General features: G+C 75.3%; 26 protein-coding genes and 1 pseudogene. 9 read left to right on the top strand and 18 right to left on the bottom strand.

Features of this window, described 5'->3' with window-relative positions; translation table 11 throughout:
* Window positions 1-29 precede the first annotated feature (29 nt).
* The 8 genes from ACIP4P_RS37585 to ACIP4P_RS37550 all read right to left on the bottom strand — a co-directional run bounded on the left by ACIP4P_RS37585 (window position 30) and on the right by ACIP4P_RS37550 (window position 7,684).
* On the bottom strand, window positions 30-404 hold the full coding sequence (locus ACIP4P_RS37585) for an ectoine synthase (protein WP_350517461.1): 375 nt from the start codon (window positions 402-404) through the stop codon (window positions 30-32).
* Between the two features lie 14 nt (window positions 405-418).
* Window positions 419-1,288 (bottom strand): tryptophan synthase subunit alpha, encoded by an 870-nt coding sequence (gene trpA, locus ACIP4P_RS37580; protein ID WP_400926657.1) that lies wholly within the window; start codon window positions 1,286-1,288, stop codon window positions 419-421.
* Window positions 1,281-2,312, bottom strand: a complete 1,032-nt coding sequence (locus ACIP4P_RS37575) for a hypothetical protein (RefSeq protein WP_400926654.1) — start codon at window positions 2,310-2,312, stop codon at window positions 1,281-1,283. Before ACIP4P_RS37575 ends, trpA begins: the two co-directional genes overlap by 8 nt.
* 3 nt (window positions 2,313-2,315) lie before the next feature.
* Window positions 2,316-2,615 carry an acyl carrier protein gene (locus tag ACIP4P_RS37570; protein ID WP_400926651.1) on the bottom strand — a complete coding sequence of 100 codons (300 nt, stop codon included), beginning with the start codon at window positions 2,613-2,615 and terminating at the stop codon, window positions 2,316-2,318.
* Between the two features lie 93 nt (window positions 2,616-2,708).
* Complete coding sequence (locus tag ACIP4P_RS37565) at window positions 2,709-4,283, bottom strand: AMP-binding protein (protein WP_400926648.1); 1,575 nt, start codon at window positions 4,281-4,283, stop codon at window positions 2,709-2,711.
* A 5-nt stretch (window positions 4,284-4,288) separates the two neighbouring features.
* Window positions 4,289-5,179 (bottom strand): MaoC/PaaZ C-terminal domain-containing protein, encoded by an 891-nt coding sequence (locus tag ACIP4P_RS37560; protein WP_400926645.1) that lies wholly within the window; start codon window positions 5,177-5,179, stop codon window positions 4,289-4,291.
* Window positions 5,176-6,438 carry a beta-ketoacyl-[acyl-carrier-protein] synthase family protein gene (locus ACIP4P_RS37555; RefSeq protein ID WP_400926642.1) on the bottom strand — a complete coding sequence of 421 codons (1,263 nt, stop codon included), beginning with the start codon at window positions 6,436-6,438 and terminating at the stop codon, window positions 5,176-5,178. Before ACIP4P_RS37555 ends, ACIP4P_RS37560 begins: the two co-directional genes overlap by 4 nt.
* A 34-nt stretch (window positions 6,439-6,472) precedes the next feature.
* Complete coding sequence (locus ACIP4P_RS37550; protein ID WP_400926639.1) at window positions 6,473-7,684, bottom strand: aminotransferase class I/II-fold pyridoxal phosphate-dependent enzyme; 1,212 nt, start codon at window positions 7,682-7,684, stop codon at window positions 6,473-6,475.
* Between the two features lie 532 nt (window positions 7,685-8,216).
* On the opposite strand from ACIP4P_RS37550, the gene ACIP4P_RS37545 reads away from it, so the two are divergent.
* The 3 genes from ACIP4P_RS37545 to ACIP4P_RS37535 all read left to right on the top strand — a co-directional run bounded on the left by ACIP4P_RS37545 (window position 8,217) and on the right by ACIP4P_RS37535 (window position 10,944).
* On the top strand, window positions 8,217-9,089 hold the full coding sequence (locus ACIP4P_RS37545) for a bacterial transcriptional activator domain-containing protein (protein ID WP_350517453.1): 873 nt from the start codon (window positions 8,217-8,219) through the stop codon (window positions 9,087-9,089).
* A 423-nt stretch (window positions 9,090-9,512) separates the two neighbouring features.
* Window positions 9,513-9,848, top strand: a complete 336-nt coding sequence (locus ACIP4P_RS37540; RefSeq protein ID WP_350518194.1) for a helix-turn-helix transcriptional regulator — start codon at window positions 9,513-9,515, stop codon at window positions 9,846-9,848.
* Between the two features lie 85 nt (window positions 9,849-9,933).
* Window positions 9,934-10,944, top strand: coding sequence for a phosphotransferase family protein (locus ACIP4P_RS37535; protein WP_400926635.1), 1,011 nt, complete (start codon window positions 9,934-9,936; stop codon window positions 10,942-10,944).
* Here ACIP4P_RS37535 and ACIP4P_RS37530 read toward each other — a convergent pair.
* Window positions 10,935-11,348, bottom strand: coding sequence for an ATP-binding protein (locus tag ACIP4P_RS37530; RefSeq protein WP_400926632.1), 414 nt, complete (start codon window positions 11,346-11,348; stop codon window positions 10,935-10,937). The genes ACIP4P_RS37535 and ACIP4P_RS37530 overlap by 10 nt on opposite strands.
* A 19-nt stretch (window positions 11,349-11,367) precedes the next feature.
* Here ACIP4P_RS37530 and ACIP4P_RS37525 point away from each other — a divergent pair, with 19 nt between their 5' ends.
* Both ACIP4P_RS37525 and ACIP4P_RS37520 read left to right on the top strand, forming a co-directional pair.
* Complete coding sequence (locus tag ACIP4P_RS37525; RefSeq protein WP_400926629.1) at window positions 11,368-11,973, top strand: DUF5753 domain-containing protein; 606 nt, start codon at window positions 11,368-11,370, stop codon at window positions 11,971-11,973.
* A 34-nt stretch (window positions 11,974-12,007) separates the two neighbouring features.
* A pseudogene (locus tag ACIP4P_RS37520) lies at window positions 12,008-12,178 on the top strand (DUF397 domain-containing protein); the annotation flags it as partial.
* A 93-nt stretch (window positions 12,179-12,271) separates the two neighbouring features.
* On the opposite strand, the gene ACIP4P_RS37515 reads toward ACIP4P_RS37520, so the two are convergent.
* The 6 genes from ACIP4P_RS37515 to ACIP4P_RS37490 all read right to left on the bottom strand — a co-directional run bounded on the left by ACIP4P_RS37515 (window position 12,272) and on the right by ACIP4P_RS37490 (window position 17,267).
* A complete protein-coding gene (locus ACIP4P_RS37515) occupies window positions 12,272-13,507 on the bottom strand; it encodes an MFS transporter (protein WP_400926626.1) in 1,236 nt (411 codons plus the stop codon).
* 154 nt (window positions 13,508-13,661) lie between these two features.
* Entirely contained in the window at window positions 13,662-13,973 is a 312-nt protein-coding gene (locus ACIP4P_RS37510; RefSeq protein ID WP_350518172.1) for a helix-turn-helix transcriptional regulator, read from the bottom strand.
* Between the two features lie 133 nt (window positions 13,974-14,106).
* Window positions 14,107-14,691 carry a hypothetical protein gene (locus tag ACIP4P_RS37505; RefSeq protein WP_400926622.1) on the bottom strand — a complete coding sequence of 195 codons (585 nt, stop codon included), beginning with the start codon at window positions 14,689-14,691 and terminating at the stop codon, window positions 14,107-14,109.
* A gap of 216 nt (window positions 14,692-14,907) precedes the next feature.
* Window positions 14,908-15,981: a tetratricopeptide repeat protein gene (locus ACIP4P_RS37500; protein ID WP_400926619.1), complete on the bottom strand. Its 1,074-nt coding sequence runs from the start codon at window positions 15,979-15,981 to the stop codon at window positions 14,908-14,910.
* Window positions 15,982-16,110: 129 nt separating this feature from the next.
* A complete protein-coding gene (locus ACIP4P_RS37495) occupies window positions 16,111-16,425 on the bottom strand; it encodes a DUF6191 domain-containing protein (RefSeq protein ID WP_400926616.1) in 315 nt (104 codons plus the stop codon).
* A 230-nt stretch (window positions 16,426-16,655) separates the two neighbouring features.
* Window positions 16,656-17,267 (bottom strand): hypothetical protein, encoded by a 612-nt coding sequence (locus ACIP4P_RS37490; RefSeq protein WP_400926613.1) that lies wholly within the window; start codon window positions 17,265-17,267, stop codon window positions 16,656-16,658.
* A 438-nt stretch (window positions 17,268-17,705) separates the two neighbouring features.
* Between ACIP4P_RS37490 and tpx the strand changes: the two genes are divergently transcribed.
* From tpx to ACIP4P_RS37475, 3 genes are all read left to right on the top strand, one after another.
* Window positions 17,706-18,206 carry a thiol peroxidase gene (tpx, locus tag ACIP4P_RS37485; RefSeq protein ID WP_350518175.1) on the top strand — a complete coding sequence of 167 codons (501 nt, stop codon included), beginning with the start codon at window positions 17,706-17,708 and terminating at the stop codon, window positions 18,204-18,206.
* Between the two features lie 370 nt (window positions 18,207-18,576).
* Window positions 18,577-19,074 (top strand): hypothetical protein, encoded by a 498-nt coding sequence (locus ACIP4P_RS37480; RefSeq protein ID WP_400926609.1) that lies wholly within the window; start codon window positions 18,577-18,579, stop codon window positions 19,072-19,074.
* Window positions 19,075-19,243: 169 nt separating this feature from the next.
* A complete protein-coding gene (locus tag ACIP4P_RS37475) occupies window positions 19,244-19,942 on the top strand; it encodes an SDR family oxidoreductase (RefSeq protein WP_400926606.1) in 699 nt (232 codons plus the stop codon).
* 248 nt (window positions 19,943-20,190) lie between these two features.
* Here the strand turns inward: ACIP4P_RS37475 and ACIP4P_RS37470 are convergent, their stop codons facing one another.
* On the bottom strand, window positions 20,191-20,418 hold the full coding sequence (locus ACIP4P_RS37470; protein WP_400926603.1) for an e9imm peptide: 228 nt from the start codon (window positions 20,416-20,418) through the stop codon (window positions 20,191-20,193).
* Between the two features lie 213 nt (window positions 20,419-20,631).
* Between ACIP4P_RS37470 and ACIP4P_RS37465 the strand changes: the two genes are divergently transcribed.
* Window positions 20,632-21,246 carry a hypothetical protein gene (locus tag ACIP4P_RS37465; RefSeq protein ID WP_400926600.1) on the top strand — a complete coding sequence of 205 codons (615 nt, stop codon included), beginning with the start codon at window positions 20,632-20,634 and terminating at the stop codon, window positions 21,244-21,246.
* 886 nt (window positions 21,247-22,132) lie between these two features.
* Here ACIP4P_RS37465 and ACIP4P_RS37460 read toward each other — a convergent pair.
* The gene (locus tag ACIP4P_RS37460; protein WP_400926597.1) at window positions 22,133-22,891 is read right to left on the bottom strand and encodes an SDR family NAD(P)-dependent oxidoreductase; all 759 of its coding nucleotides are present in this window, start codon (window positions 22,889-22,891) and stop codon (window positions 22,133-22,135) included.
* Entirely contained in the window at window positions 22,888-23,871 is a 984-nt protein-coding gene (locus ACIP4P_RS37455; RefSeq protein ID WP_400926594.1) for a 3-oxoacyl-ACP synthase III family protein, read from the bottom strand. The genes ACIP4P_RS37460 and ACIP4P_RS37455 overlap by 4 nt, the downstream gene beginning before the upstream one ends.
* Window positions 23,872-24,170 lie beyond the last annotated feature (299 nt).

Here is a 24,170-nt window from a genome sequence, read left to right as displayed (position 1 = left end):
GCCCGGCGGGGCCCTGGGGCCCTGGGGCCTTAGTAGGCGGAGGAGGAGTGGGCGTCGAGCTGGTGGACCTCGTCGCCGGTCAGGGCCGGGGAGAACACGCACACCAGGCGCAGGTCCTCCTCGGGGCTGGCGACCAGGTAGTGGGCGTCGTGCCGGTCGAGGGCGTACATCCGGCCGGGGGTGATGGGGTGGGAGTTGCCGTCCATGTCGATGACCTCCCCGGAGCCGGCGATGCAGTAGCAGGCCTCCAGGTGGTTGCGGTACTCCAGGCGGGACTTGGTGCCGGCGTTGACGACGGTGTCGGTGAGGCTGTAGCCCAGGCCGTCGCCGGCGAGCAGGAAGCGGCGGGACAGGCCGTTGCCCCATTCGACGGTCTTCACGTCGGCGAGGTCGCGGATCAGCATGGCGGTGGGTCCTCTCAGGCGGGGTTGGTGACGGGCTTGGTGACGGGGGTGGTGGCGGGGGTGGCGGGTGCGTGCGCGGTGTCCGGGCGGGCCGGGCGCGGCGGGCGCAGTTCGGTGAGCAGGGCGCGCAGCTGTGTCACGGGGTCGTGGCCGTGGCGCTGGGCGTCCTCCAGGCGGGCGACGGCGGCGGAGCCGACGATCGCGGCGTCGGCCCCGGAGCCGGCGACCGCGTCGAGGTCGGCGGCCGCCTTGACGCCGAAGCCGACGGCGACCTGCACGCCCGGTGCAGCGGCGCGCAGGGCGGTGACGGTGCCGGCCAGGGCGCGGTGGCCGGCGCCGGGGGCGGTGCCGGAGCGTCCGTAGTGGGCGACGAGGTAGACGTAGGCGCCGCTCGCGCCCTGGGCGGCGGCGGTGAGGGTCTGGGGGGTGGAGGCCGGGTAGCAGGTGGTGACCTGCGGCAGGCGGGCCTGTTCCAGGGCCTGCTGCCAGACGGGGCGCAGCCGTGGGGGCAGGGCGTGGACGAGCAGGGCGGCGGCTCCGGCGTCGGCGATCCGGCGGGCGCAGGCGGTGGGGTCGCGGTGGCGCAGGCTGTGGCTCCAGTCGGCCAGCAGGACGGTCTTGAGGCGGTGCAGGCGGGGGGTGAGGGTGGTGAGTTCGGCCAGGACGGTGTCCAGGGTGGTGCCGTGGGTGAGGGCGCGGGCGGCGGAGCGGCGGATGACGGGTCCGTCGGTGGGTGAGTCGGGGAAGGGGACGGCCAGTTCGAGGACGTCGACGCCGGCCTCGTCGAGGGTCAGGGCGAGGTCGGTGAGGCGTCCGGGCGGGTCGCCGGCGTTGAGGAACACGGCCAGGCCGAACTCGTCCGCGGGGAAGAGGGGTTCAGGCATGGGTGACCGCCTGGTGGCGGGTGCGCAGGCGTTCGGTGAGGGTGCGCGGGGTGCCGTCGGCGAGGGCGTCCAGGGCCTGGTGGTAGGCGGTGTGCCAGTGGGTGTGGCGGCCGGAGGCGAGGGCGAGGGCGGCGGCGTTGAGGGCGATGGTGTGGGTGGTGGTGGGGTGGGCGCGGCCTTCGAGGGCGGTGAGGAAGTGCTCGGTGAGGTGGTCGGGGCGGGGGGCGAGGTCGGCGAGGCTGCCGGTGGCGGGGGCGACGGAGCCGGCGGTGAGGTGGACGGTGGTGTCGGGGGTGTGCAGGGTGTTGTCGGTGAAGGGCAGCAGTTCGTCGGCGCCGGCGGGGTTGGTGGCCAGCCACACGGCGCGTGCGGGGGTGTGGGCGGCCAGGCGGCGCAGGGCGTCCAGGGGGGCGGTGTGGGAGACGCCGGTGAGCTGGGCGGTGACGGGGATGGTGGCCAGCAGCGGGCCGAGGGTGTTGAGGAAGTGTCCGAAGGGTTTGAGGGTGAGCGGGTACAGGGTGCGGGCCAGGCGGGTGAGCTGGGGCGGGTAGACGTGGGGGCCGGCGAAGGCGATGCCGTGGTCGGCGAGGTGGTCGGCGGTGTGGGTGTGGCTGGTGGTGAGGGTGATGCCCAGGCGTTCGAGGAGGTCGACGGAGCCGGCGGCGCTGGTGTAGGCGCGGGAGCCGGTCTTGACGACGGGGATGCCGATGGCGGCGGCGGTCAGGGCGGCGGCGGTGGAGAGGTTGAGGGTGGCGGGGCCGCCGCCGGTGCCGACGATGTTGACGCTGCCGTCCACGGGGGTGCCGGGGTGGGGGCTGCGTTCGGTGAGGGAGGTGGTCAGGGCGGTCAGGGTGGCGGGGTCGGGCAGGCGGGTGGTCAGGCAGGCCAGCAGGGCGGCGGCCTGGGCCCGGTCGCTGTCGCGGGCCGGGCCCGGGGTGCGCTGCTCCAGCTGGTCCCACCAGGTGCGCCAGGCCTCCAGGGGGACGGGGCGTCCGGCCAGGAGTGCGGTGAGGGCCGGGTGCACGGGTCAGCCGCCGATGGTGGCGGTGGCCGCGGTGGCGCCCGCGGTGGCGGCCGCGGTGGTGCGGCGCTGGGTGATGAAGGCGTCGATGGCGGTGACGGAGCGGAAGTTGTTGGGGTCCAGGTCGGTGTCGTCGACGGGCAGGGCGAAGTGGTCCTCGACCCAGGCGATGAGCTTGAGGACGCCCAGGCTGTCGATGACGCCGTCGGAGAGCAGGTCGTGGTCGTCGGCGAGCTCGTCGGGGGTGACGTCGGGCAGGAATTCCTCGATCAGGAAGCGCTTGATCCGGTCGGTGTTGCTGCTCATGGCGCTCGACTCCCTTGCTGGATACGTGAATTGGATGTGGGCACGGGGGTGGTTCGGGGTGCGGTGGTTCGGGGTGCAGTGGGTCAGGGTGGTTCAGGGTGCGGTGGGCAGGACGGCCTTGCGGTCGACCTTGCCGGTGGCGGTGCGGGCCAGCGGGGCGTCCTGGATGGCCAGGCGCTCGGGCACGGCGGCGCGCGGCAGGTTGCGGGCCAGGTGCTCGCGCAGGCGCAGGGTGTTGAGGGCGGAGCCGGGGGTGCGCCGCACGGCGGCGTGCAGGCGCTTGCCGGTGAGCGGGTCGCTCGCGGCGGCGACGGCGGCTTCGCTGACCTCGGGGTGGGCGAGCAGGACGCGTTCGACCTCGGCGGTGTTGACGGCCACGCCGCGGACCTTGACCTGGAAGTCGGCGCGGCCGGTGAGGTGGATGCGCCCGCTCTCGTCGCGGGTGACCAGGTCGCCGGTGCGGAACCAGCGCCGGCCCGCTCCGGCGCCGCCCGGCTGGGTGGTGAAGCGGCCGCTGTCGCGGGAGCGGTCGAGGTAGCCGGCGGCCTGGAAGGGGGTGGAGACGTAGAGTTCGCCGCTGCCGGGCCCGGTCAGGGCGGTGCCGTCCGCGGTGGCGATGAGGGTGCGCACCCCGGGCAGCGGCTCGCCGATCGGCACCGGGAGGGCGGCGGCGGCGTCCAGGCGGTCCAGGCGGTGCAGGAAGCTGTCGTTGGTCTCGGTGCAGCCGTAGATGTTGTAGAGGCGCGCGTGGGGCAGCAGGGCGGGCAGCGCGGCCAGGGTGCGGGCGTCGATGGCGTCGCCGGTGAACGCGGCGTGCTCGACGCCCTCCAGCACGGTGGTGCCGGCGGCGGCCTGCAGGAGCAGGGCGTAGGCCAGGGGGACGGCCTGCAGCACGTGCGGGCGGTGGCGCTGGAGCTGGGTGAGCAGGTGGCGGCCGTTCAGGGCGTGGGCGGGGTCGATGAGCAGGCTGGTGCCGCCGGCGGCCAGGGTGGCCCACACGTCCAGGAGCGCGAGGTCGAAGTTGAGGGGGGCGTAGCTGCAGACGGTGCGTCCCGGGCCCAGGTCGAAGGTGTCGTGGGCCCAGGCGGTGAAGCGGTCCACGGCGGCCTGGGCGAGGGGGACGATCTTGGGCAGGTCGGTGGAGCCGGAGGTGGTGAGCAGGAAGGAGGTGCCGGCCGCGAGGGTGGGCACGGGGGCCGGGCGGGTGAGGGCGGGCAGGGCGGGTGCCTGCTGGCCGGCGGGGGTGAGCAGGTGGCGGGCGCCGGCCTGGGCGAAGAGCGCGGCGAGCAGGGCGGGGGCCAGCTGCGGGGAGGGCAGCAGGAAGGGGCGGCGCTCGGCCAGGCAGGCCAGGACCAGGGCGACGGCCTCGGGGGACTTGACGGCGATCAGTCCCACCGGCTCGCCGGGGGCCAGGTCCAGGGCGTCCAGGCGGGCGCGTTCGGCCGCGGTGGCGTCGGCGAGTTCGCGGTAGGTGACGGTGCGTTCGTGCCAGATCAGGGCGGTGGCACCGGGGCGGGTGCGGGCGTGGGCGAGGACGGCGTCGGGCAGCGGCAGCGGCGGCACCGCCGGCGCCGCCCCGTCCGGGCCGGGGCCCGGGTTGTCCGGGGCAGCTCCCTGCGGTGCGGCTTCCTGCGGGCCGGCGGCCGGGTTGTCCGGGGTGGTGGTCACGGGGTTCACTCCCCCGCCCCGGCGGGGGCGATGTGCGCCCAGCCGGCCTTGACGGCGGTGCCGGCCTCGGTGGCCAGGGTGAAGCGCACCACCGTGCCGCGGTCGTAGGGCTGCAGGGTCAGGCGCAGCGGGGTGCCGGGGGCCACGGGGGCGGCGAAGCGGGCGCCCAGGGCGGTGACGCGGGAGGGCTCGCCCGCGGCGTGGCGGTCGGTGAGGTGTTCGGCGGCCAGGGCGAGCAGGTGCATGCCGTGGGCGATGACGCCGGGGAAGCCGGCCGTGCGGGCGGCGTGGTCGTCCAGGTGGATGGGGTTGAGGTCGCCGGAGGCGTGGGCGTAGGCGGCGGTGTCCTCGCGGGTGAGGGTCAGGGCGTAGGCGGCGGGTTCGGCGTCGGGGGTGGTGCCGGGGTGGGCGGCGGGGGCGGGGGTGCCGAAGGGGGTGGCGGCGGTGGCGCCGGTGAGCAGGGCGGCGGTGGCCAGGCTCGCCACGGTGGTGCCGGTGGTGGCGCAGCTGAGGCGGGTGGTCAGGGCCAGGCGGGTGCCGCGGTTCTCGCGGCGGGCGGCGGTGACCTCGACGGTGACGTCGAGGTCGGTGCCCGGGCGCAGCGGGGTGTGGGTGTGGATCTCCTGGGCGAGGTGGACGACGCCGGTGAAGCCGGGGTCTGCGGCGGTCAGGGTGGTGACGGTGTGCTGGGCCAGGGCGTGGGCCAGGACGAAGGGGTGGGCGGGGCTGGCGCCGGGGCGGGCGGGGGCGTCCAGGCGGGTGCGGGCGGCGGCGCGGTAGGCGGCCAGCGCGTGGGCGTCCACGGTCAGGCGGGTGCGGGTCGGGGGCGCGGAGGCGCTCTCGGACGCGGCGGCGGGTGCGAAGGCGGGTGCGGCCGTGGGTGCGGGTGTGGTCATAGCGGGGTCACCACCAGGGTCGAGTTGTGGCCGCCGAAGCCGAAGGAGTTGGACAGCGCGGCGCCCGGGCGGATGGGGCGCGGTGCGGTGTGGACGACGTCGAGGTCCAGGCCCTCTTCGGTGTTCTCGTGGTTGGCGGTGGGGGGTGCCAGGCGGGTGTTCATGGCCTGGATCGCGGCGATCAGCTCGACCGCGCCGGCCGCGCCGATCAGGTGGCCGATGGCGCCCTTGGTGGAGGTGACCGGCACGGCGTGGGGGCCGAACACGGCGGCCAGCGCGGCGGCTTCGGCGCGGTCGTTGTGGACGGTGGCGGTGCCGTGGGCGTTGACGTGCGCGATGTCGGCGGGGGCCAGGGCTGCGTCGGCCAGTGCCGCGCGCATCGCGGCGACCGCGCCGGCGCCGTCGGGGCGCGGGTTGGACAGGTGGTAGGCGTCCGCGCTGGAGCCGTAGCCGGCCAGCAGGGCGTAGGGGCGGGCGCGGCGGGCGCGGGCGTCGGCCAGGCGTTCCAGGACCAGGAAGCCGGCGCCCTCGCCCATCACGAAGCCGTCCCGGTCGGTGTCGAAGGGCCGTGAGGCGCGGGCGGGTTCGCCGTTGCGCTGGGAGTGGGCGCCCAGGTTGCCGAACGCGGCCAGGGTGACCGGGGTCAGGGTGGCCTCGCAGCCGCCGGCGATGACCACGTCCGCCCGGTGGCTCTGCAGCAGCAGGGCGCCGTGGCCGATGGCATCCGCCCCGGAGGCGCAGGTGGTGGCGATGGTCAGCGCGGTCCCGGTCCAGGCCAGGCGCATGGCGATCTGGGCGGCGGCCGCGTTGGGCATGGTGACCAGCGGCATCAGCGGGGAGACCCGCAGCGGGCCGTGGCCGGCGTACAGGAGGGACTCGCGGTCGCTGGTGGTGCGCCCGCCCACCGCGTTGCCGACCACGACGGCGCTGCGCCCGGCGTCCGGCTGGGGGCTGCCGGCGTCGGTGTGGGCGGCCAGCGCCGCCAGGGTGGCGTAGTGGGCGAAGGGGTCCAGGCGGCGGGCGTCCTTGGCGGGCACCAGGGCGTTGTCGGGCAGGTCGGTGACCCGGCAGCCGAGGCGTACCTTGTGGCGGGCCAGTTCGGGGTCGGTCAGGGCGGTGGCGGTGGAGCGTGCGGTGCTGACCGTGTGCCAGAAGTCGGCGAGGGTGTGGCCGGCGGGGCTGATCACGCCGATGCCGGTGACGGCGATCTCGGCGCGGTGGCGGGGCCGGTGCTGGGGCTGGGGCTGCTGGGGTGCCATGGCTTCCTTCCTCCTCCCGTGGCCCGTGGGTGGGTCAGATCAGGCCGGTCTGGGCGGCGGCGGTCAGGAACGCGTCCGCGGCGAAGTCGATGTCGGCGGCGGTGTGGCGGGCGGTGACCGCGATGCGCAGCCGGGCCAGGTCGTTGGGCACGGCGGGGGTGACGACGGGCAGGCCGACGACGCCGGCCTTGCGGCAGGCGGTGGCGTAGTCGTAGGCGGCGTCGTCGCTGCCGGCGATGACGGGCAGCACGGCGGTGGCGGAGTCCATGGTGGAGATGCCGGCGTCGTTGAGGCGCTGGCGCAGGCGCCGGGCCTGGTGCTGGATGTGGGTGACGCGTTCGGGTTCGCGGCGCAGGATCCGCAGGGACTCCAGGGCCGCGCCGGTCTGCGCGGGGCCCAGGGCCGCGGAGAACAGGAACGGGCGGGCGGCGTAGCGCAGGTGGCCGATGAGGTCGTGGCTGCCGGCGACCCAGCCGCCCATGGAGGGGATGGCCTTGGAGAGGGTGCCGAGTTTGATGTCGACGCGGTGGCGGTGGCCGAAGTGCTCCTCGATGCCGCCGCCGGTGGGGCCGATGACGCCCAGGGCGTGGGCCTCGTCGACCATCAGCAGGGCGTCGTGGGCGTCGCAGACGGCGCGCAGTTCGGGCAGCGGGGCGATGTCGCCGTCCATGGAGTAGACGCTGTCGACGATGACCAGGCGCACCCCGGTGGGGGAGGCGGCCTTGAGGCGGCGGTCCAGGTGGTCGACGTCGTTGTGGCGAAAGCGGGTGACGGTGGCGCCGGAGAGGCGGCAGCCGTCGACGATGGAGGCGTGGTCGTACTTGTCGATCAGGACGGTGTCGCCCGCTCCGACCAGGGCGCCCACCGTGCCGACGTTGGCGGCGTAGCCGGAGCCGAAGACCTGGGCGCGTTCGCGGCCGGCGTAGCGGGCGACCTCGGCCTCCAGTTCCTCGTGCAGGGGGATGGTGCCGGCCAGGGCGCGCACGCCGTGGTTGCCGGTGCCGTAGACGTCGACGGCGGCCTTGGCGGCGGCCACCACGCGCTCGTCGCCGGCCAGGCCCAGGTAGCTGTAGCCGGACATCATGAGCAGGCGCTCGCCGTCGAGGTCGCAGTAGGCGCTGTCGCGTTCCATGGTGTAGGCGACGAAGCTGTTGCGGCGGGAGGGGTCGGACTCCAGGGCGGCCACGCGGGCGTTCGTCGCGGCGAGCTTCGGCTCCAGGCGGTCCCATGCTCCGGTGGCGTTCACGGGCGGTTCTCCTTCGACGGCTTTGACGGCTGACGGCATTGACACGGCTTTACGGCCGGCGGGCTCTACGGATTTGACGGCTTTACGGCTTTACGGCCGGGCGGCTTTACGGCCGGGCGGGATATCCGGGAAAGTGGAAACAGCGGGCGGGGTGGTTCTTCTCGAAGCCTTCACGTGGGCTGCTCAAGGATGGCTACATTTCTACGGCAGGATGCGCAAGGCGTCCGCAATAGCCGCTTTCCTGGCCTGCGATGGTGCGCTGACGTGCAGGAACCTTGCGTCCACGACGCATCGACCGGCCGGTGGGTATGTTTCCTCTACGGGTGTTGACACCGTGCTCGGCGGCGAATGTATGGTCGAAATCCGCCGAAACCGAACGGCTGGTCGGCGTCTTTTCATGTTCCGGTCCGGATTCCCATGCCGGCGGCTGCCGACCGTGCGGCCGTCACTTCCGCTGTGGCTTCGAGGGGGTTGGAGCTGTGTTGAACGGTTTTCGGGACGAGGGCCCGTACGGCAGATCGGGGACGGCGTGATGCTGATCCGACTGACGGGCCTGGTGACGATCGAGCACGAGGGCTGCGCCCCGCAGCACCTGTCCAGCGCCCAGGCCCAGGTCGCGTTCGCGCGCCTGGTGCTGGAGCGTTCCACCGGCACCAGCCGCGACCAGCTGGCCGACACCGTGTGGCCCGACGGGCTGCCCGACACCTGGGCCTCGGCGCTGCGCAGCGTGGTCTCCCGGGTGCGGGCGTTCGTGGCCGCGCCGGGGCAGGGCCCCGGGGCCACGCCGCTGATCGCCCAGGGCGGGCGGTACGTGCTGCGCCTGCCGGCGGACGCGGCGGTGGACCTGGAGGCGGCCGCGAGCGCGGTGGGCGAGGCCGGGGAGGCGCTGGCGGCGCGTTCGCACGCGGTGGCGCAGCAGCTGGCCGCCGGGGCGATCGCCAACCTGCGCGGCTCGTTCCTGCCCGACCACGAGGGCGAGTGGGCGCAGGGGGTGCGTGAGCACGTGGAGGAGCTGCGGATCGGCGCGCTGGAGACGGCGAGTCTGGCGGCCTCGGCGCTGGGCGAGGAGCACCACGCGCTGCGGTGGGCGGACGAGGCGGTGCGCCGGGCGCCGTTCCGGGAGAGCGCCTACCGGTGCCGGATGGAGGCGCTGGCGGCGGCGGGCAACCGGGCCGAGGCGCTGCGCTGTTACCAGCAGCTGCGCCGGGTGCTGGCGGAGGAGCTGGGGATCGACCCGGCGGACCAGACGCAGGAGCTGTACCTGTCGCTGCTGCGCTCCCCCGTCCCGGCGGTGCCGGCGCCGGCGGTGGTACGGCCGGTGGACCCGGTGCTGATGGGCATCTTCGAGCCGCTGGCGCTGGCCCGCCTGGCCCGTCCGGCGGGGCCGCCGGTGCGGGCGGCCTGAACGGCCCCGCGCCGCCCGGCCCGTGAGGTGCGGGGCGGGCGGGCGGTTCCCCCGTGCGGGCGGGGGGCCGCCCGCCGCCCCGCACCCCCCCGGGCGTCCCCGCACCCCTCCCCCGTCCCCCCTCGCCGCGTACGTCTTGCCCCGTCCCCCTCGCCCCGTACGTCCTTCGTGTGGTCCCCCGCGCGCCTTCGCCGGCACCCCCGTTGGTGTCCCCGTGGGTGTCCCCGTGGGCGGCTTCGTGCGCATCCGGTGCGCGCCCGGTGTTGCGGAGGTGTTGCGACGGGCGTTGCCGGGGCCCGTCCCGTAGTAGCGTCGGGCGTGAAGTCGCGCGTGGTGCGCGGCCGTTGACGGTACCGATTTCGGGACGGGGGCCAGGCGTGGGAAGGGGTGGTGGGTGTGGGACGGGCACGCGTTGCGGCGCGGATGATCGTGCACCCCGGTGTGGAGGACGTGAGCGTCCAGCAGGTGCTGGAGGCCCTGGCCGACCCGGCGAGGCGCTCGGTGGTGCGCACCCTGGCGCACGCGGGCGCCGATCTGAGCTGCGGCTCCTTCGACCTGCCGGTCGGGCGCTCCACCTCCAGTCACCACTTCTCGGTGCTGCGCGCGGCCGGGGTGCTGCGCCAGTACTACGTGGGCACCACGAAGATGAACACCCTGCGCGCCGATGAACTGGAGGCCCGTTTCCCGGGCCTGCTGTCGGCGGTGGTGGCGGCCGCCGACGCCGAGGCCCGGGGCGTGCCCGACCCGCTGCCCGGCTGACCCGGGCACCCGGCCGGGCCCGCCGCCGCACCGCGACGGGTGGCGGGCCCGGGCGCGCGGGGGCGGGGCCGTAGGGTGGTCGTCCGTGATCGAGGACAGCGCACCCGGGTGGGCCGGCACACGCCGGTGGGTCGAGGGCGTGCTCGCGCCCGGTGAACGGATCGTCCGGGAGCGGGAGCTGAAGGGCGGCTGGACCTCGCGGATGCGCCGCCTGGACATCGGACCCGCCGGCCCCGACACCGGCGGCACCGGCAACAGCGGCGACGACGGTGGTGGTGGCGGGGGCGGGTACTCGCTGGTGCTGCGCTCGTTCGTCAAGCCGTTCTACCGCCGCCACGCGCCCGGCCTGCTGGAGCGCGAGGCCGCCGTGCTGCGCCTGCTGGAGGACGGGGACGTGCCGGCGGCGCGGCTGCGGGCGGTGGACGCCGCGGGCGAGCGGTGCGAGCACCCGTCGCTGCTGATGACCGCCCTGCCCGGCCGGGTGCGGGTGGAGGAGGACGGCGAGGTGGGGCGCCGGGTGGAACTGCTGGCCGCCCAGCTGGCCGCCGTCCACGCCGTGGCCGTGCCCGAACGGCGGCGCCCGCGCGCCTGGCAGGCCTGGACCTCGCCCGACCGCGTCCAGCCCCCCGCCGCGACCGCGCGCCCCGCCCTGTGGGAACGGGCGGTGCAGGTGATCGGGCGCCCGGCGCCGGACCACCGGGCCTGCTTCCTGCACCGCGACTTCCACCCCGGCAACGTCCTGTTCACCGGCACCGGCGCACAGCTGGCGGTCAGCGGCGTCGTCGACTGGGTGGAGACCTCCTGGGGCCCGGCCGACCTGGACGTCGCCCACTGCTCCACCGCCCTGGCCCTGCTGCACGGCACCGGGACGGGCATGGCCTTCGCCGACGCCTACCAGCGGGCCGGCGGCACCACCCTGAGCCCGCACGGCCCCGACCACCTGTACTGGCGGCTGCTGGACGCGCTGGCCTTCGCCCCGGACGCGCACAAGGTCGCCGTCCCCTGGCGCGGCCTGGGCCGCACCGACCTGACGGCGCAGCTGCTGACCGCACGCCTGGAGGACTACCTCCAGGCCCTGTTCGACCGCTACGCCTGAACGCCGGCCCCGCAGCCGGGGCCGCCCTGTCCGGTCTCCGGCGCGAGCAGGGCCCACACGGTCTTGCCGATGCCGCCCTCCCGCGCCCGCCAGCCCCAGTCGACGGCGAGCCGGGCGACCAGCAGCAGTCCCCGCCCGCACTCGCTGTCGACGCCGGCCGGGCGCGGCAGGGGCAGGCCGCGCCCGGCGTCGTGCACCTCGACGAGGAGGTGGGAGGCGGTGAGGCCGAAGCGGACGAACACCTGCCGCTCACGCGGGGTGCGGGCGTGCAGGACAGCGTTGGTGAGCAGCTCGCCGAGCACCAACTCGGCGCTGTCGCCGTAGTGTTGGCGCGCGTTCAGTCCGGTGAGGAAGTCGCGCAGCAGGCGGCGGGCGATGGGGACGGACGTGCGGTGGCGCGGCATCCAGCAGGAGCACTCCCCCATGGCGGGGGGCGGGATCGTCTACGGCGACACGATCCCGCCCGCCTACGTCGACTTCCTCGATCTGGAGGCGGACGCCCGCTACATCCGCAACTGGCAGCCGCTGGTCCTGCCCGGCCTGCTGCAGACCGAGGACTACGCCCGCGCCCTGCTGCAGGCCAACCCCGCCGCCGTCCACCCGGAACGCATAGAGCAGTTCGTCAAGGTCCGGATGGAGCGCAAGGCGGTACTGGCCGGTCCCGATCCGGCCCGGCTGTGCGCGATCGTCTGGGAACCCGCCCTGCGCTGCCCGGTGGGCGGCAGCGACGTGCACCGGGCCCAGTTGGGCCACCTCGCCGAGGTAGCCCAACTACCCAACGTCACCCTGCAGGTGGTCCCGCTCGGCATCGGCGCGAGCGCCGGCGCATGCGGTGCGTTCGTGATGTACGGCTTCAGCAGTTCCCCGACCCCCGGAGCGGTGTTCCTGGAGAATCTGACGAGCAGCCACTACCTGGAGCGGGAAGCCGAACTCGACGGCTACGGACTCGTCTTCGAACACCTGCGGTCCTCGGCTCTGAATACCGCCCAGACGCTGGATATGATCACGGCGATCGCGGCGGAGACCTGAGCACGGGACGAGAGCGGACAAGAGGGTGAAGCGCATGGCCGTACCGGAGACCTCCGCCGGGCACTGGTACAAGAGCAGCTACAGCGCCCAGGCGAACGAGTGCGTGGAGACGGCCCGTCGCGCCGGCGGCATGGCCGTGCGCGACTCCAAGGACCCCCACGGCCCGGCCCTGCTCTTCCCCGCCGGGGCCTGGCACTCCTTCGTCGGCGCCGTGCGCGGGCACGGGTTCGGCCGGGCCCGACCCCTGCGTCCGCCCGTCCCCCGGGGCCCCTGCCGGTGCGGCAGGGGCCCCGGGCCGTCAGGGCGCGACCGCCGCCGGGGCCGTGTCCGCCGCCGGGGTCGCTTCGGGCACCGGGGCCGGGGCGGGGGCCTGGGCGGGGCCCAGGCGGCGGCGGGCGAGGACGGCGGCGAGGGCGAGCAGGGCGAGGGCGGCGCCGGTCAGGGGCAGATGGCGCGGGCCCGCGGCGGTGACGGTGGCGCCGGCCAGCGCGGTGCCCAGGGTGATGCCGAGGTTGGAGAAGGAGATGAACAGGCTGTTGCCGAACTCCGGCGCCCCGGCGGCGTCGCGGGCCAGCCAGCCCTGGGCGACGGCCAGTCCCCCGGAGTGGACGGCGCCCCACAGCAGGACGGCGCCGGCCATCGGCGCCGGGTGGGTGCCGACCGCGTACAGCAGCGCGTACAGGCCGATGTACAGCAGCGGGTAGGCGGTGACGGTGCGGGTCAGGCCGCGTTCCAGCAGGCGCCCGAAGCCGACGCCGGCACCGGTCATGACGATGCCGAAGGCCATCAGCGCGGGCCCGGTCAGGGACGGGGCGAGGCCGGTGACGCGTTCCAGGTACTCGGCGAAGAAGCCGTAGCCGCTGAACATCGCGGCGAACACCAGGGCCACGGCCGCCACCGACAGCCACAGCCGGGTGCTGCGCAGGATGCCCAGCTGGCCGGCCCAGGTGGGCCGTTCGGCCTCGGACAGGCGCGGGAACAGGAGCAGGATCCCGGCGGCGGCCAGCAGGTTGACGCCGGCCCCGGTCCAGAACGCGGCGGGCAGGCCGAAGTGGTCGGCGAGGAAGGACGTCAGCGGGACGCCGAACGCGAAGCCGGCGCTGACCCCGGCGAAGACGGTGGTCACCGCCCGCCCGGCCCGCCCGGGCGCGGCCAGGCGCCCCGCGGCGGTCAGCGCCAGGGCGAAGAACACCGGGTGCGCCAGCGCCGGCACGATCCGGAAGGCGAGCACCACCGGGAAGGAGTCGCTCAGCGCGCAGACCGCGTTGGACAGCGCGAACAGCGCCGCCGCCCCCGCCAGGACCGCCCGGCGCGGCAGCCGGGCGGCCAGCAGGGTCAGCCCCGGACCGCCGAGCGCCACCGTCAGGGCGAACGCCCCGACCAGCCAGCCCGCCGTGGCCGGCGCCACCTGCAGGCGCTGCGCCAGGCGCGGCAGCACCCCGACCACCCCCATCTCGGTGGTGATGATCCCGAACACCCCCAGCGCCAGGACCCCCACCGCCGCACCCCGGCCCGCCCGTGCTCCGCTTTCCATCGACAGCCTCCCTCGCACCGCCGCGGCCCCGACCCCACCAAGCCACAGCGACAAATCTAGATAGTTAGATGAATTAGGGCCGGAGAAAAGGGACACCCCGCAGGGCGCCCCTCGGCCGGGCCGGAACAGCGGAAAACGGGGGGACGGGCGCGGCTCAGAGCTCGTCGCGCACGTACGCGGCGAAGGCCGCGATGGTCTCCTCGTCCCGCCGGTAGAACGTCCACTTGCCGACCCGCTCGGACACCAGCAGCCCCGCGTCCCGCAGGATCTGCAGGTAGCCGGAGACCACCGACTGGGCCAGCCCCGAACGCTCCCGGATGTCACTGACGCACACCCCGACGTGGAAACCCACCCCGCGCTCGCGGTAGTACCCCTCGTCCCAGTACCGCTCGGGCGTCTTGAGCCAGCGCAGGAAGTCCGCACGCGCCGGATTGGCGAGCGCCTTGTGCACGGCCAGCGGATCCACCGCGCACCCCCTTCCGGCCCCGGCCCGCGGGACCACCCCGACAGCAGGACGCATCCAATATTCTGGATACGACCTGCGGGTGTCAAGACGCACCCGTCCCACGCGGCCCACCCGCCCCGCGCGGGACGGGACGTCAGGCGCCCGGCACGGACCCGCCCGGCACGGGCGCGCCAGGCACGGGCGCGCCCAGCACCCAGGCCGGATAGTGCGCCGGCGCGATCACGGGCGAGGGCGCGGCGCCCGGGTGCAGGGCCCCGGCGGGGAAGAACGCCGCCCGGCAGCGCCGGCACCACCAGCCGGCGCGCCAGCGCGCCACCAGCTGCTCCCAGCGGGCCTGCTGGACGGACAGGCGCTCGCTCTCGCGCCGCCGGGCGCGGCGGCGCGAGAGCGTGCGCACCACCAGGGCCGCGCCCGTCAGCAGCGCGGGGCCGACCAAGGCGCCCAGCAGGTAGCCCGCCCGGTAGGCGCCGTCGTAGCGGCCGGCATCCGGATGCGGGCGCAGCAGGGCGAGCACCCCCACCAGCAGCCACAGGGCCGCGAGCACCACCAGCGCGGCCGCGGCCGCGCTCTCGGGCGCGGGCTGCGGGCGCGGCGCGGGCGGCGGGGCCAGGTGGGCGGCCGCCGGCGGGTCCACGGCGCCGGCGGCCGCGTCCGCCAGCGCCTCGGGCAGCGGCAGGGCGTGCTCGGCGCCGGCGCAGCCCGGGCATACGGCACTCATCGAACGGTCCACTCCTCGGGGCGACTTGTGCGCGAACGGTTCCGGCACGCAGTACACCACGGCGCCCTGACGGTGCGTCACATGTTTTCCCGCGCCCCGCCCGGGGTGCGGGGGCCGCGGGGTGCGGGGCGCGAAGTGCCGTACACCCCACGGTGGATGGCCCGGCCCCCCGAGGGGGGCGGGCGGGCCCGGGGCGGCCCGGTCCGGCCGGGGACGTCAGAGCGGTCGGCCGGTGAGGCCGGCCAGGACGTGGCGGGCCCGGACGGCGCCGTGGTGGTCGTGGCCGAAGTGGGTGCGCCAGGCGTCGTGGGCGGTGTGCAGGAGGCCGGCCGCCTCGTCGTCGCGGTCCAGTTCCGCCAGGGCGGTCGCGAGCACGGTGGCGGCTTCCAGCGCGCGGTGGTGGGCGGGGCCCAGGCGGCTGGCGCACCGGTCCAGGCACCGCCGGGCCTCGTGTTCGGCGTCGGCGGGCCGGCCCGCCGCGAGCAGTGCCGCGCCGCGGGCCAGGAGGATCGCGCTCAGGTCGTGCGTCAGCGCGCCGGCGCCCGGGGTCCGGTCGAAGGCCTCCTGCGCCCGCTCGACGGCGGCCAGCGCCTCCCGGGCCCGGCCCTGACCGGTCAGCGCCCGGGCCGCGCCCAGGTGCAGCACCACCAGGAACCGGCCCAGGCCCCGCCGGTGCGCCTCCTCGATCACCGGGAGCAGCGTCTGTTCGGCCTGTTCGTGGTGGCCGTGGAGGCACAGGCTGAAGGCCAGGCCGTTGGCGGCGGCCAGTGGCAGCAGGATCCGGTGGAGGTCGTCGGTGCCGGCGGCGGCACTCCGCACGGCCTGCGCCTGCGCGACGACTTCCCCGTGCAGGCCGAGGTAGGCCAGGTGCTGGAGGCGGTCGCTGCGGCCCTTGAGGACGAGCCCGTGACCGGGAGAGGTGACGCGGGCGCGTGCCGCGGCGGTGGCGGCCAGGAGGTCGGCCGCCTCCCGGTGGCGGCCCGCGTCACCGAGGACCAGGGCCAGGACGTCCCGTCCGTCCCGCCCGTCGCGCTCCCCGGACCCGCCCGCAACCGGCGCGGCGGCGACGGCGGCCCTGGCCTCGCGCTCCGCTTCCTCCAGCCGGCCCTGCGCGCGCAGCACCTGCGCCAGCAGGACGCGCGCGGCGCCGGCCGACGGGTGCGCCCCGTCCCCGGCGGCCTCCAGGACCGCGCGCAGCTCCCGCTCGGCGTCCGCCCAGCGCCCCTGCCGGTACAGGTGCTCGGCCGCCTCCAGCCGACGGTCCAGCCGCCGACGCCCCCACCAGCCCACCGCTTGCTTCCTCTCCCCCGGGACGAACGACGACGAGCATAGGGCCCGGCCACCACAGCGGACACGGGCAGGCGGCACGGTCCCGGGAAGGGAGCGTGCGGTGCGGGGAGCACGCACGGTGCGGCGCGGCTACCCCCGGCGCCGGACTACAGCGGTGCCGCCCTCCAGGTCGACACCGATGCGGGGCGGGGCACCGGCGTGGTCGTCGTCCCGCAGGACCAGCTGAGTGCGTCGCTGCTCGGTCTGCACGCGCTTGTTGGCGTTGAAGAAGGCGTGCAACTCCTCGGTCGCGGTGGCACCCAGGCCCAGCCCGGTGCCCCGTGTCCGGACGCTCAGGCGCCGGGACAGCCGCCCCGGACGGCCGGACCGCACCACGACGTGCCGGATCGAGGCCAGGGTGAACGGCACGATCACCAGCACGGCCATGAGGAGCAGACCCGTCATCATCACCACACCGGGCCAACGCGCGAAGGTGACACCCGCGTTCCTGGCCGGCGCCGGTCGCCGCGGCGCGGGTGGTCTCGGTCGGCGCGGGAGCCATGGGCCCTGCCCTCGCGGACCCCGCCGGGCCGGGTGCGCGGACAGGTCCCGCGCGGGCAGGTCCCGCCGTGGGATGCCGGTCCGTGTGCGGAGCCGTGTCCCGCCTGTCAGGCCTGCCCGGACCGCGGGGCGTGTCAGCGCCCGCCGCTCGCGGGGGGCTGCGGGCCGGTGGCGGCCAGGTAGGCGTCGACCTGGGCGCGCCGGTAGCCGCCCCGCACCAGCGGGAACGCCCCGGGTGCCGGGCGGTGGTGCGGGGCCGACGCGAGGTGGGCGTCCACCGGCACCGGGTCGTAGCCGCGCCAGGCGGTGGCGAACACCGGCACCGCCGGCGCCCCGGTACGCGAGGGGTACGCGGCGGCCAGGGCCCCCTCGACCTGCCCGGGGTCGTAGCCGCGCCCCACGATGCGAAAACGCGGACACACCGGGCGCCCGCCCGCGGGCAGGGCCAAGTGGGCGTCCACCTGCGCGCGTTCGTAACCGTGGCGCACCAGGTCGAAGCCCCGCCCCAGGCGCCCGCCGGCCCCGGCACCGACGGACACGGGGGCGTCGGCGGGGGCGGGCCCGCGGGCGGCGGCCACCGCCCGGTCGACCTGGTCGCGGTCGTAGCCGCGCCGGGCGACGGCGAACCCCGGACCATCGGGGCGCAGCCCCGCGGGCAGGCTGAAGTACGCGTCCACCTCGGCGCGGTCGTAGCCGCGCCGCACCTCGTCGAACTCCCGCGCCCCGCCCGTGTCCGCCACCCTCACGCCCCGTCTCTCCCGCCCCCGCAAAGCCGCCCCCAGGGGGCCGTTCACCGTCCGGCCAGCATCGCACAGGCCCGCCCGCCCCCGGCCCCGCACCGGCCGCACCCGGGACGGCGGGGCGGGCGGAGCGGGAGCGGTGTCAACTCCCCCGCACGACGGGACGGTTGCCGCACCTGCCGTTGCCGCCGTCCGACGCCCGGTGGCACACGGTGCGCGGTGCGCGGGAGGCGGTCGCGGCCGGGACGCGGACCCCTCGCGTCCGCGGGGCCGCGGTGGCACGGGGCCGGGCGGCGGCGGGCGCGGGTGGCCTCCACGGGCCGTCGGGGGCCGCCGGGACCGGGGCCGGCGGTGTCCGTTCCTCGGTCACCGGGTGGGGCGGGGGCGGGCGGGCAGTAGGATCGGCGGCGTTGTCACCCGTATACCGCTGGTAGGAGGCTTTTGATGGCTCAGGTCACGCTGAAGGGCAACCCGGTCGAGGTCGGCGGCGCGCTGCCGGCGGCGGGCAGCCAGGCCCCGGCGTTCACGCTGGTCGGCGAGGGCCTCGCGGACACCTCGCTGAAGGACTTCGCCGGACGGCGCAAGGTCCTCAACATCTTCCCGAGCGTCGACACCCCGACCTGCGCGGCGTCGGTGCGCACCTTCAACGCCCGGGCGGGCGCGCTGGAGAACACCGTGGTGCTGTGCATCTCGGCGGACCTGCCGTTCGCGCAGGCGCGGTTCTGCGGCGCGGAGGGCCTGGAGAACGTCAAGACCCTCTCCACCCTGCGCGGACGCGAGTTCCACGACGCGTACGGCGTGTCGATCGACAGCGGCCCGCTGGCCGGCCTGACCGCCCGCGCCGTGGTCGTCCTGGACGAGAACGACACCGTCCTGCACACCGAGCTCGTCGCCGAGATCGCCGAGGAGCCGAACTACGAGGCCGCCCTCGCCTCCCTGAGCTGACCCCGCGCTCCTGCCGGGCCCGCACCCCCGCCACGCGGTGGGGGGTGCGGGCCCGGCGGCATCCCGCCTCCGCGTCCACGCCGTCAGCGTGTCGTCCGGCCACGGGTCCGCTGCCGCGAAACCGGTCGCGGCGTGTTTACCGGGGTGAAGCCGTGGTAGCCGCACGGCCCGGCTGATGACGGCACCCGCGTCCCCGGCTCGGCCACGGCCGCATTCGCGCGCCGTGTCACGGCGGTTCGGCACAGCTGATCAGGAGATCGACGTGGGCAGCGGGTCCGAGGACATGTCCTGCGTGCTTCGGACGGTTCGCGGGCTTCGGCCTCTTGTCGCCCCACCGGCCGGCGGCGGGAACGCCGTCGACTGGCCGCACATGACCGCCGAGTACGGCCACGGCTTCCCCGACGACTACCGGGCCTTCATGCAGGTCTACGGCGAGGGGACGTTCGACAACTTCCTCTACGTGAACCCGCCTGTCTCCGAGGTCTACCCCAACCCGCCGTTCCCGGTGAAGGAGGAGACCGACACGGCTCGCTGCACCGCCGAGGAGGAGGACTTCGACGAGCCCGACCTGCTGATCGCGTGGGGCGGCACGGTGGACGCCGATCTGTTGTGCTGGTACGCCTGCGACCCCGATCCCAACCGATGGACGACGGTCGTCCTCCGTCGCCACTGGGCACCACCGCAGTGCTGGATGCGCTTCGACTGCGGGATGGCCGAACTCCTGCACCGGTACGTGCGGCGCGGGATCCCCGACTTCTGGATCAGCGATCTGCGCTACGAGGGCTCGCGGTTCGTCCACAGCCGGGACGGGCGCCGCTGGCGCGGCACGGGCCTCGACCCCTGGGGAACCGTGCCTCTCGCGGCATAGCGCAAGCCGGGCGGGGCGGCCCCTCCGGAGGTGACGGCGCCTCACCCCCGTGGGACGGCGCCCGGGCGTGCGGGCCGCCCGGGCCGTGCGACTGCGGCCCACGCCAGCGCAGTTGGCGCCGCCCGTTCGCCGCCGGCCCCCATGATCGGCCGTAGTAGCATCACGCCCCATGGAACGTGTCACGTTGATCACCGGCGGCTCCAGCGGCATCGGAGCAGCCACCGCCCGGGCGCTCCTCGCCCAGGGCCACCCGGTCGCGGTCACCGGCCGCGACGCCGGCCGCCTGGCCGCCCTCGCCGCATCCGCCGACGCCGGACAGCAGCTGCTGACGCTCCCCGGTGACGCCGCCGACGAGAACGACGTCGCCTCGGCCGTGCACCGCACCGTCGAACGGTGGGGCCGGCTGGACACGGTGATCGCCAACGCCGGCTACTCCCTGCCCGGCACCCTGGAGGACCACGACCCCCAGGCGATGCGGGCCATGGTCCTGACCAACGTCCTGGGCCCGGCACTGCTGGTCCGCGAGACACTGCCCCACCTGCGCGCCTCCCGGGGCCGGATCGTGGTCGTCGGCTCCGTCGCGGGCGTGCGCAACACCCCCGGCAACCTGTACTCCGTCACCAAGTGGGCCGCACACGCACTCGCCGAGAACGTCCGCCAGCTCGTCACCCAGGACCACGTCGGCGTCACCCTCGTCGCACCGGGCGTGGTCGACACCCCGTTCTGGGACGAACGCGGCGGCACACCCCAGGCCTCCCCCGTCCTGACCCCCGAACAGATCGCCGACGTCATCGTGTTCGCCGTCAACCAGCCCGAGGGCGTGGACGTCAACCAGCTCGTCGTCCGGCCCCGCGGCCAGAACGGCTGACAACACCCCCGACCCCCGCGCCCCGCGCCCGTCACCGCACCCGCCCGCGCACCGCACCCGCCGGCGCCCGGCAGCGGCGCTGCGCCCGCGCCGGGACCCCCGACAACCGCGCAACACCGCCGAGCGGGCCATCAACAAGCTCAAGGACCACCGGGCCGTCGCGACCCGCCACGACAAGCGCGGCTACGTCTTCCCCGGCACGGTCACCACCGCCGCCCCCGTCATCCGGCTCCGCACCTGAGGCCGTTTCACAGCGCGAACGGCTCATATGCCAGAGCCCGGTCAACCACCTCCGCAGCGGTTGCCGCCTGCCCGTCCCCGGGCCAGAAGACCAGAGCGGACACGTACCCGGCCGGGCAGGCGAGTGCCCTGTCGAGCCGGTCCAGCACCCGCGTCATCTCGTCCTCGTCGCACTGAACGCCCATGACCTTCCGCACCAGCGTGATCGCCGTCTCGCGCGTCATCGGCAACTGCACCCACCCTTCACCAACAGCAGCACCCCGCTCACGCACGACCGGCCGGCCGGTCCGGCGGCCACCCACCCGCGACGCCACGGTGGGTGCCGGCCGCCCCGGTTCCGGAGGTGTGATCATGGGCCGATGGAGCATTCCGGCCCGTTCAACGTCCTCTCCCTTCGCCATGTCCCCGCGGATCCGAGGTCATGGCGGCCCTCGGCGCGGATCCGTTTGATGATCGACGGGGTGGACGTCGTGGAGACGATCCACCCCGACAGCGATTCGAGCCTCTTTCACGAGATGCTGATCGGCCCGTGCGAAACGTGGCCGCTGAAGACGGGCGGTGAACCGCGGCGGGTCGAGCTGTCGAACAACTACTGCGACACCGGCTGCTGCGGGGGCGTCTTCGTGACCACAGAACGGCGTGGTGCTCTGGTGGTGTGGACGTGGGAGAACACCGACGACATCCGGGTGCGGTTGCCCCCGGACTCCCACTTCGACGCAGAACCGTACGACGCCGAGCTGAACCGCTTCGCCGCCGACCACAGCTGGGAGGAACCGGTCGACACCGCCGCACGCCTCCTTGCCCGGGAACTGGCCGTCCTCGGCTGGTACCGGCGCTGGAACTGCCCGCCCCCGCCCCCGGGCCTCGGCGTCCGTGTCGGCGGCCGCGGCGAGAAAGCCCACCTCACCATGCGGTTCCGCGTCGAGGACTCCTCTCTCCCCACGGCGTGGCGCCACCACACCATGGCCGTCACCGGGAACGAACCCGCCGAGGACCAGGTCCGCCGGTTCGCCGAACGTATCGCCAACTCCGACCCGCGTACCTCCGCACAGCCCGGCCCCTGACCGGCCGGACACGCCCTAGACGTCAGGGTTGACCGGGCAGCCGCTGTCGAAGCGGTGCCAGCCGAATTCCCGGGCCGCGCCCGCACCCGCGGTGCGGCCCAGGGTCCACAGGCCCTAGGAGCTGCGCGGACCGGGGCTGCCGACGCAGGTCGGGCAGGCGCCGGCCGCGTTGCACACACCGCGGCCGGTGCCGAACGTCCCGCGCCGGTTCGCATCCCCCGCATCGCAGCCCACCGCCCCGGCACCCGGACGGTCAAAGAGGCCGTGAGGGACGTGGCCCCACAGACACCGGCCGTCGTCGGTGCCGTGGACCAGAGCGTCCGGGCAGACCAACCGGAACCGGTTCCAGGAACCGTCGCACGGGCGCGGCACGACCCGCCGGCCGTCGCCACTGGCCCGGCGGCACCCGCCCATGCAGTAGCAGATGCCGCCTGGCCGCCGGCGGCCGGGCGGGCGGGCGCGGCGAGGTAGCCGCAGGCGCGTGGGGCCGCGGGTCGACCGGGCCGGCCCGCGCGGCGGCGGGCAGGGCCGGGGCCAGGCCCCGGGCAGGGCGAGCAGGGCGGCGGACAGGGCGAGCAGGGCAGTGGACAGGGCGGTGAGTGTCCGTCGCATCGGTGGTGTTCCCCGGCCACCCGGGGCGTGGGTGCCGGCGTCGCCGGGTGCCCGGCCCCAACCGTGCGCCACCCACAGCACACCGTGCTCCCGGCGGCCCGCCGGGCACGCGCGCCCGGCGACACCGGCACCCGCCGGCACCCGCACGGCGGGACGGGGCGGGGCGGGGCAACGCGTCGGCCCCCGCCCGCCGGCACGGGGCCGGGGCGGGGGCCGGACGGCGGCACGGCCCGCGGGCACACGGCCCGCGCCCGCCCGCCCGGGCGGGCGGGGGTCAGGTGATGGAGGCGCCCGAGTCGATGCTCAGGACCTGGCCGGTCATGCAGTCCTGGTCCAGGAAGAGACCGATGGAACGGGCGACCTCGCGCGGGGTGACGAACCTGGGCACCGGAATACGCTCACGCATCGCCTCGATCACGTGCGCGGGCAGGGTGTCCGTCATCCCGGTGATCATGAAACCGGGCGAGAGCGCGTTGACGGTCACCCCACGCCGCCCGCACTCCGCGGCCAGCGTGCGGGTCATCCCGATCAGCCCCGCCTTGGACGCCGAGTAAGCGGTCTGCCCCGGGGTCGCGATCAGCGCGGACGGCGAGACGATGTTGACCACCCGCCCCCAGCGGGCCCGCAGCATCGCCGGCACACACGCCCGCGCCGTGTGGAAGGCCCCCACCAGATTGGTGTCCACCACCTGGCGCCACTGCGCGGGATCCTGCATCGCCATCAACGAGTCCCGGCGGATCGCACCGTTGTTGACCAGCACACCCACCTCGCCCAGCGCCTCGCGGATGCGGGCGTGCAGCGCCGTGACCGCCTGCCAGTCCCCGACGTCCCCGGTCACCAGCACATGGTCGTTGACGAGCTTGCCCGCCACCTCCTCGGCCTGCTCCCGGGAACTGTTGTAATGGACCGCGACCCGGCAGCCCGCCGCGTCCAGCTCCAGCGCCAGCTCCCGCCCCAGCCCCCCCGAGGCCCCCGTCACCAGCGCCACCGGACTCGCCGGGCGCTCACCGAAGACCGCACCGCGCGCACTCACCGCACACCACCCCACTCCAGCAGCACCGAACCCCACGTCATCCCCGCACCGAACCCGGCCAGCAACACCTTCTCGCCCTCCCGGATCCGCCCCGCGTCCAACGCCTCCGACAACGCGATCGGGATCGACCCCGAAGCCGTGTTGCCGTACCGCTCCAGATTCGTCACCAGCCGCTGCGCCGGGATCCCGGTGTGCGCCAGGACCGAGTTGATGATCCGGATGTTCGCCTGGTGCGGCACCACGTGGTCCACCTGGTGCGCCCCGAGCTTCGCCTGCTCCAGCGTCTCGCGGATCGTGCGCACCGTGTACCGCACCGCGTTCAGATAGATCTCGTTACCGTTGATCTGCGCGTAGTGCAGGCCCTGCTCCACCGTCTGCGCGGTCGTCGGCATCCGCGAACCCCCCGCCAGGACCTTCAGAGAGTCCTTGCACGAGCCGTCCGCACCCAGGTTCCACGCCAGCAACCGCTCCACCGGCCCCGGCTCCAGCACCACCGCCCCCGCCCCGTCACCCACCAGGATCGACAGGTCCCGGTCCGCCGGGTTCGCGGTCAGCGTGTGCGTGTCGGAACCGATCACCAGCACCGGCCGCGGATCCATCCGCATCAACGCGATCGCACTCACCAGCGCGTACACGAAACCCGCACACTCCGAGTTCACGTCATGCGCACTGCCCGCGACACCCAACGCGTCATGGACGAACGCCGACGTCGCCGGCGAAGGCTGCTCCGGAGTCGCGGTCGCCACGATCAGATGCGCGATGTCCGCACCCGACAGACCCGCCCGCTCCAGCGCCCGACGCCCGGCCTCCACCGCCATCGACGCCGTCGTCTGCCCCTCACCCACCGCCCGCCGCTCACGGATCCCGCACCGCGACACGATCCAGTGCTCGTCCACCCCGAACCGCTCGGCCAACTCCGCACTGGTCACCACCGTCTCGGGAACCGACATCCCCCAACCCGTGACACCGAACCCACTCATCCGCGTCCCCTCCTTCCCCAACTCCCGGACACCACAGTCCACACGATCCACACACACTCAACAGGCACAACAGGCCTGGCACGCACGGCAGGCACGACGGGCACAACACGCCCAGCAGGCCCGACAGGCGCGACAGGCGCGACAGGCGCGACAGGCCTGCCAGACACGACAGGCCCCACAGCACGCACCGCATCCGCGACGCTCGCGGCACTCACGGCGCCGTCGGCCCGGACAGGCCCCGCAGCACGCACGGCACCCGCGACACTCACGCTCTTCACGGCCCGGACGGGCCCCGCGAC

This window comes from Kitasatospora sp. NPDC089509, assembly GCF_044749365.1.
In the GTDB taxonomy this organism is placed as follows: Bacteria; Actinomycetota; Actinomycetes; order Streptomycetales; family Streptomycetaceae; genus Kitasatospora.
Note: the sequence above shows the minus strand (reverse complement) of the source record. Positions and strands in the feature narration are given on the sequence as shown.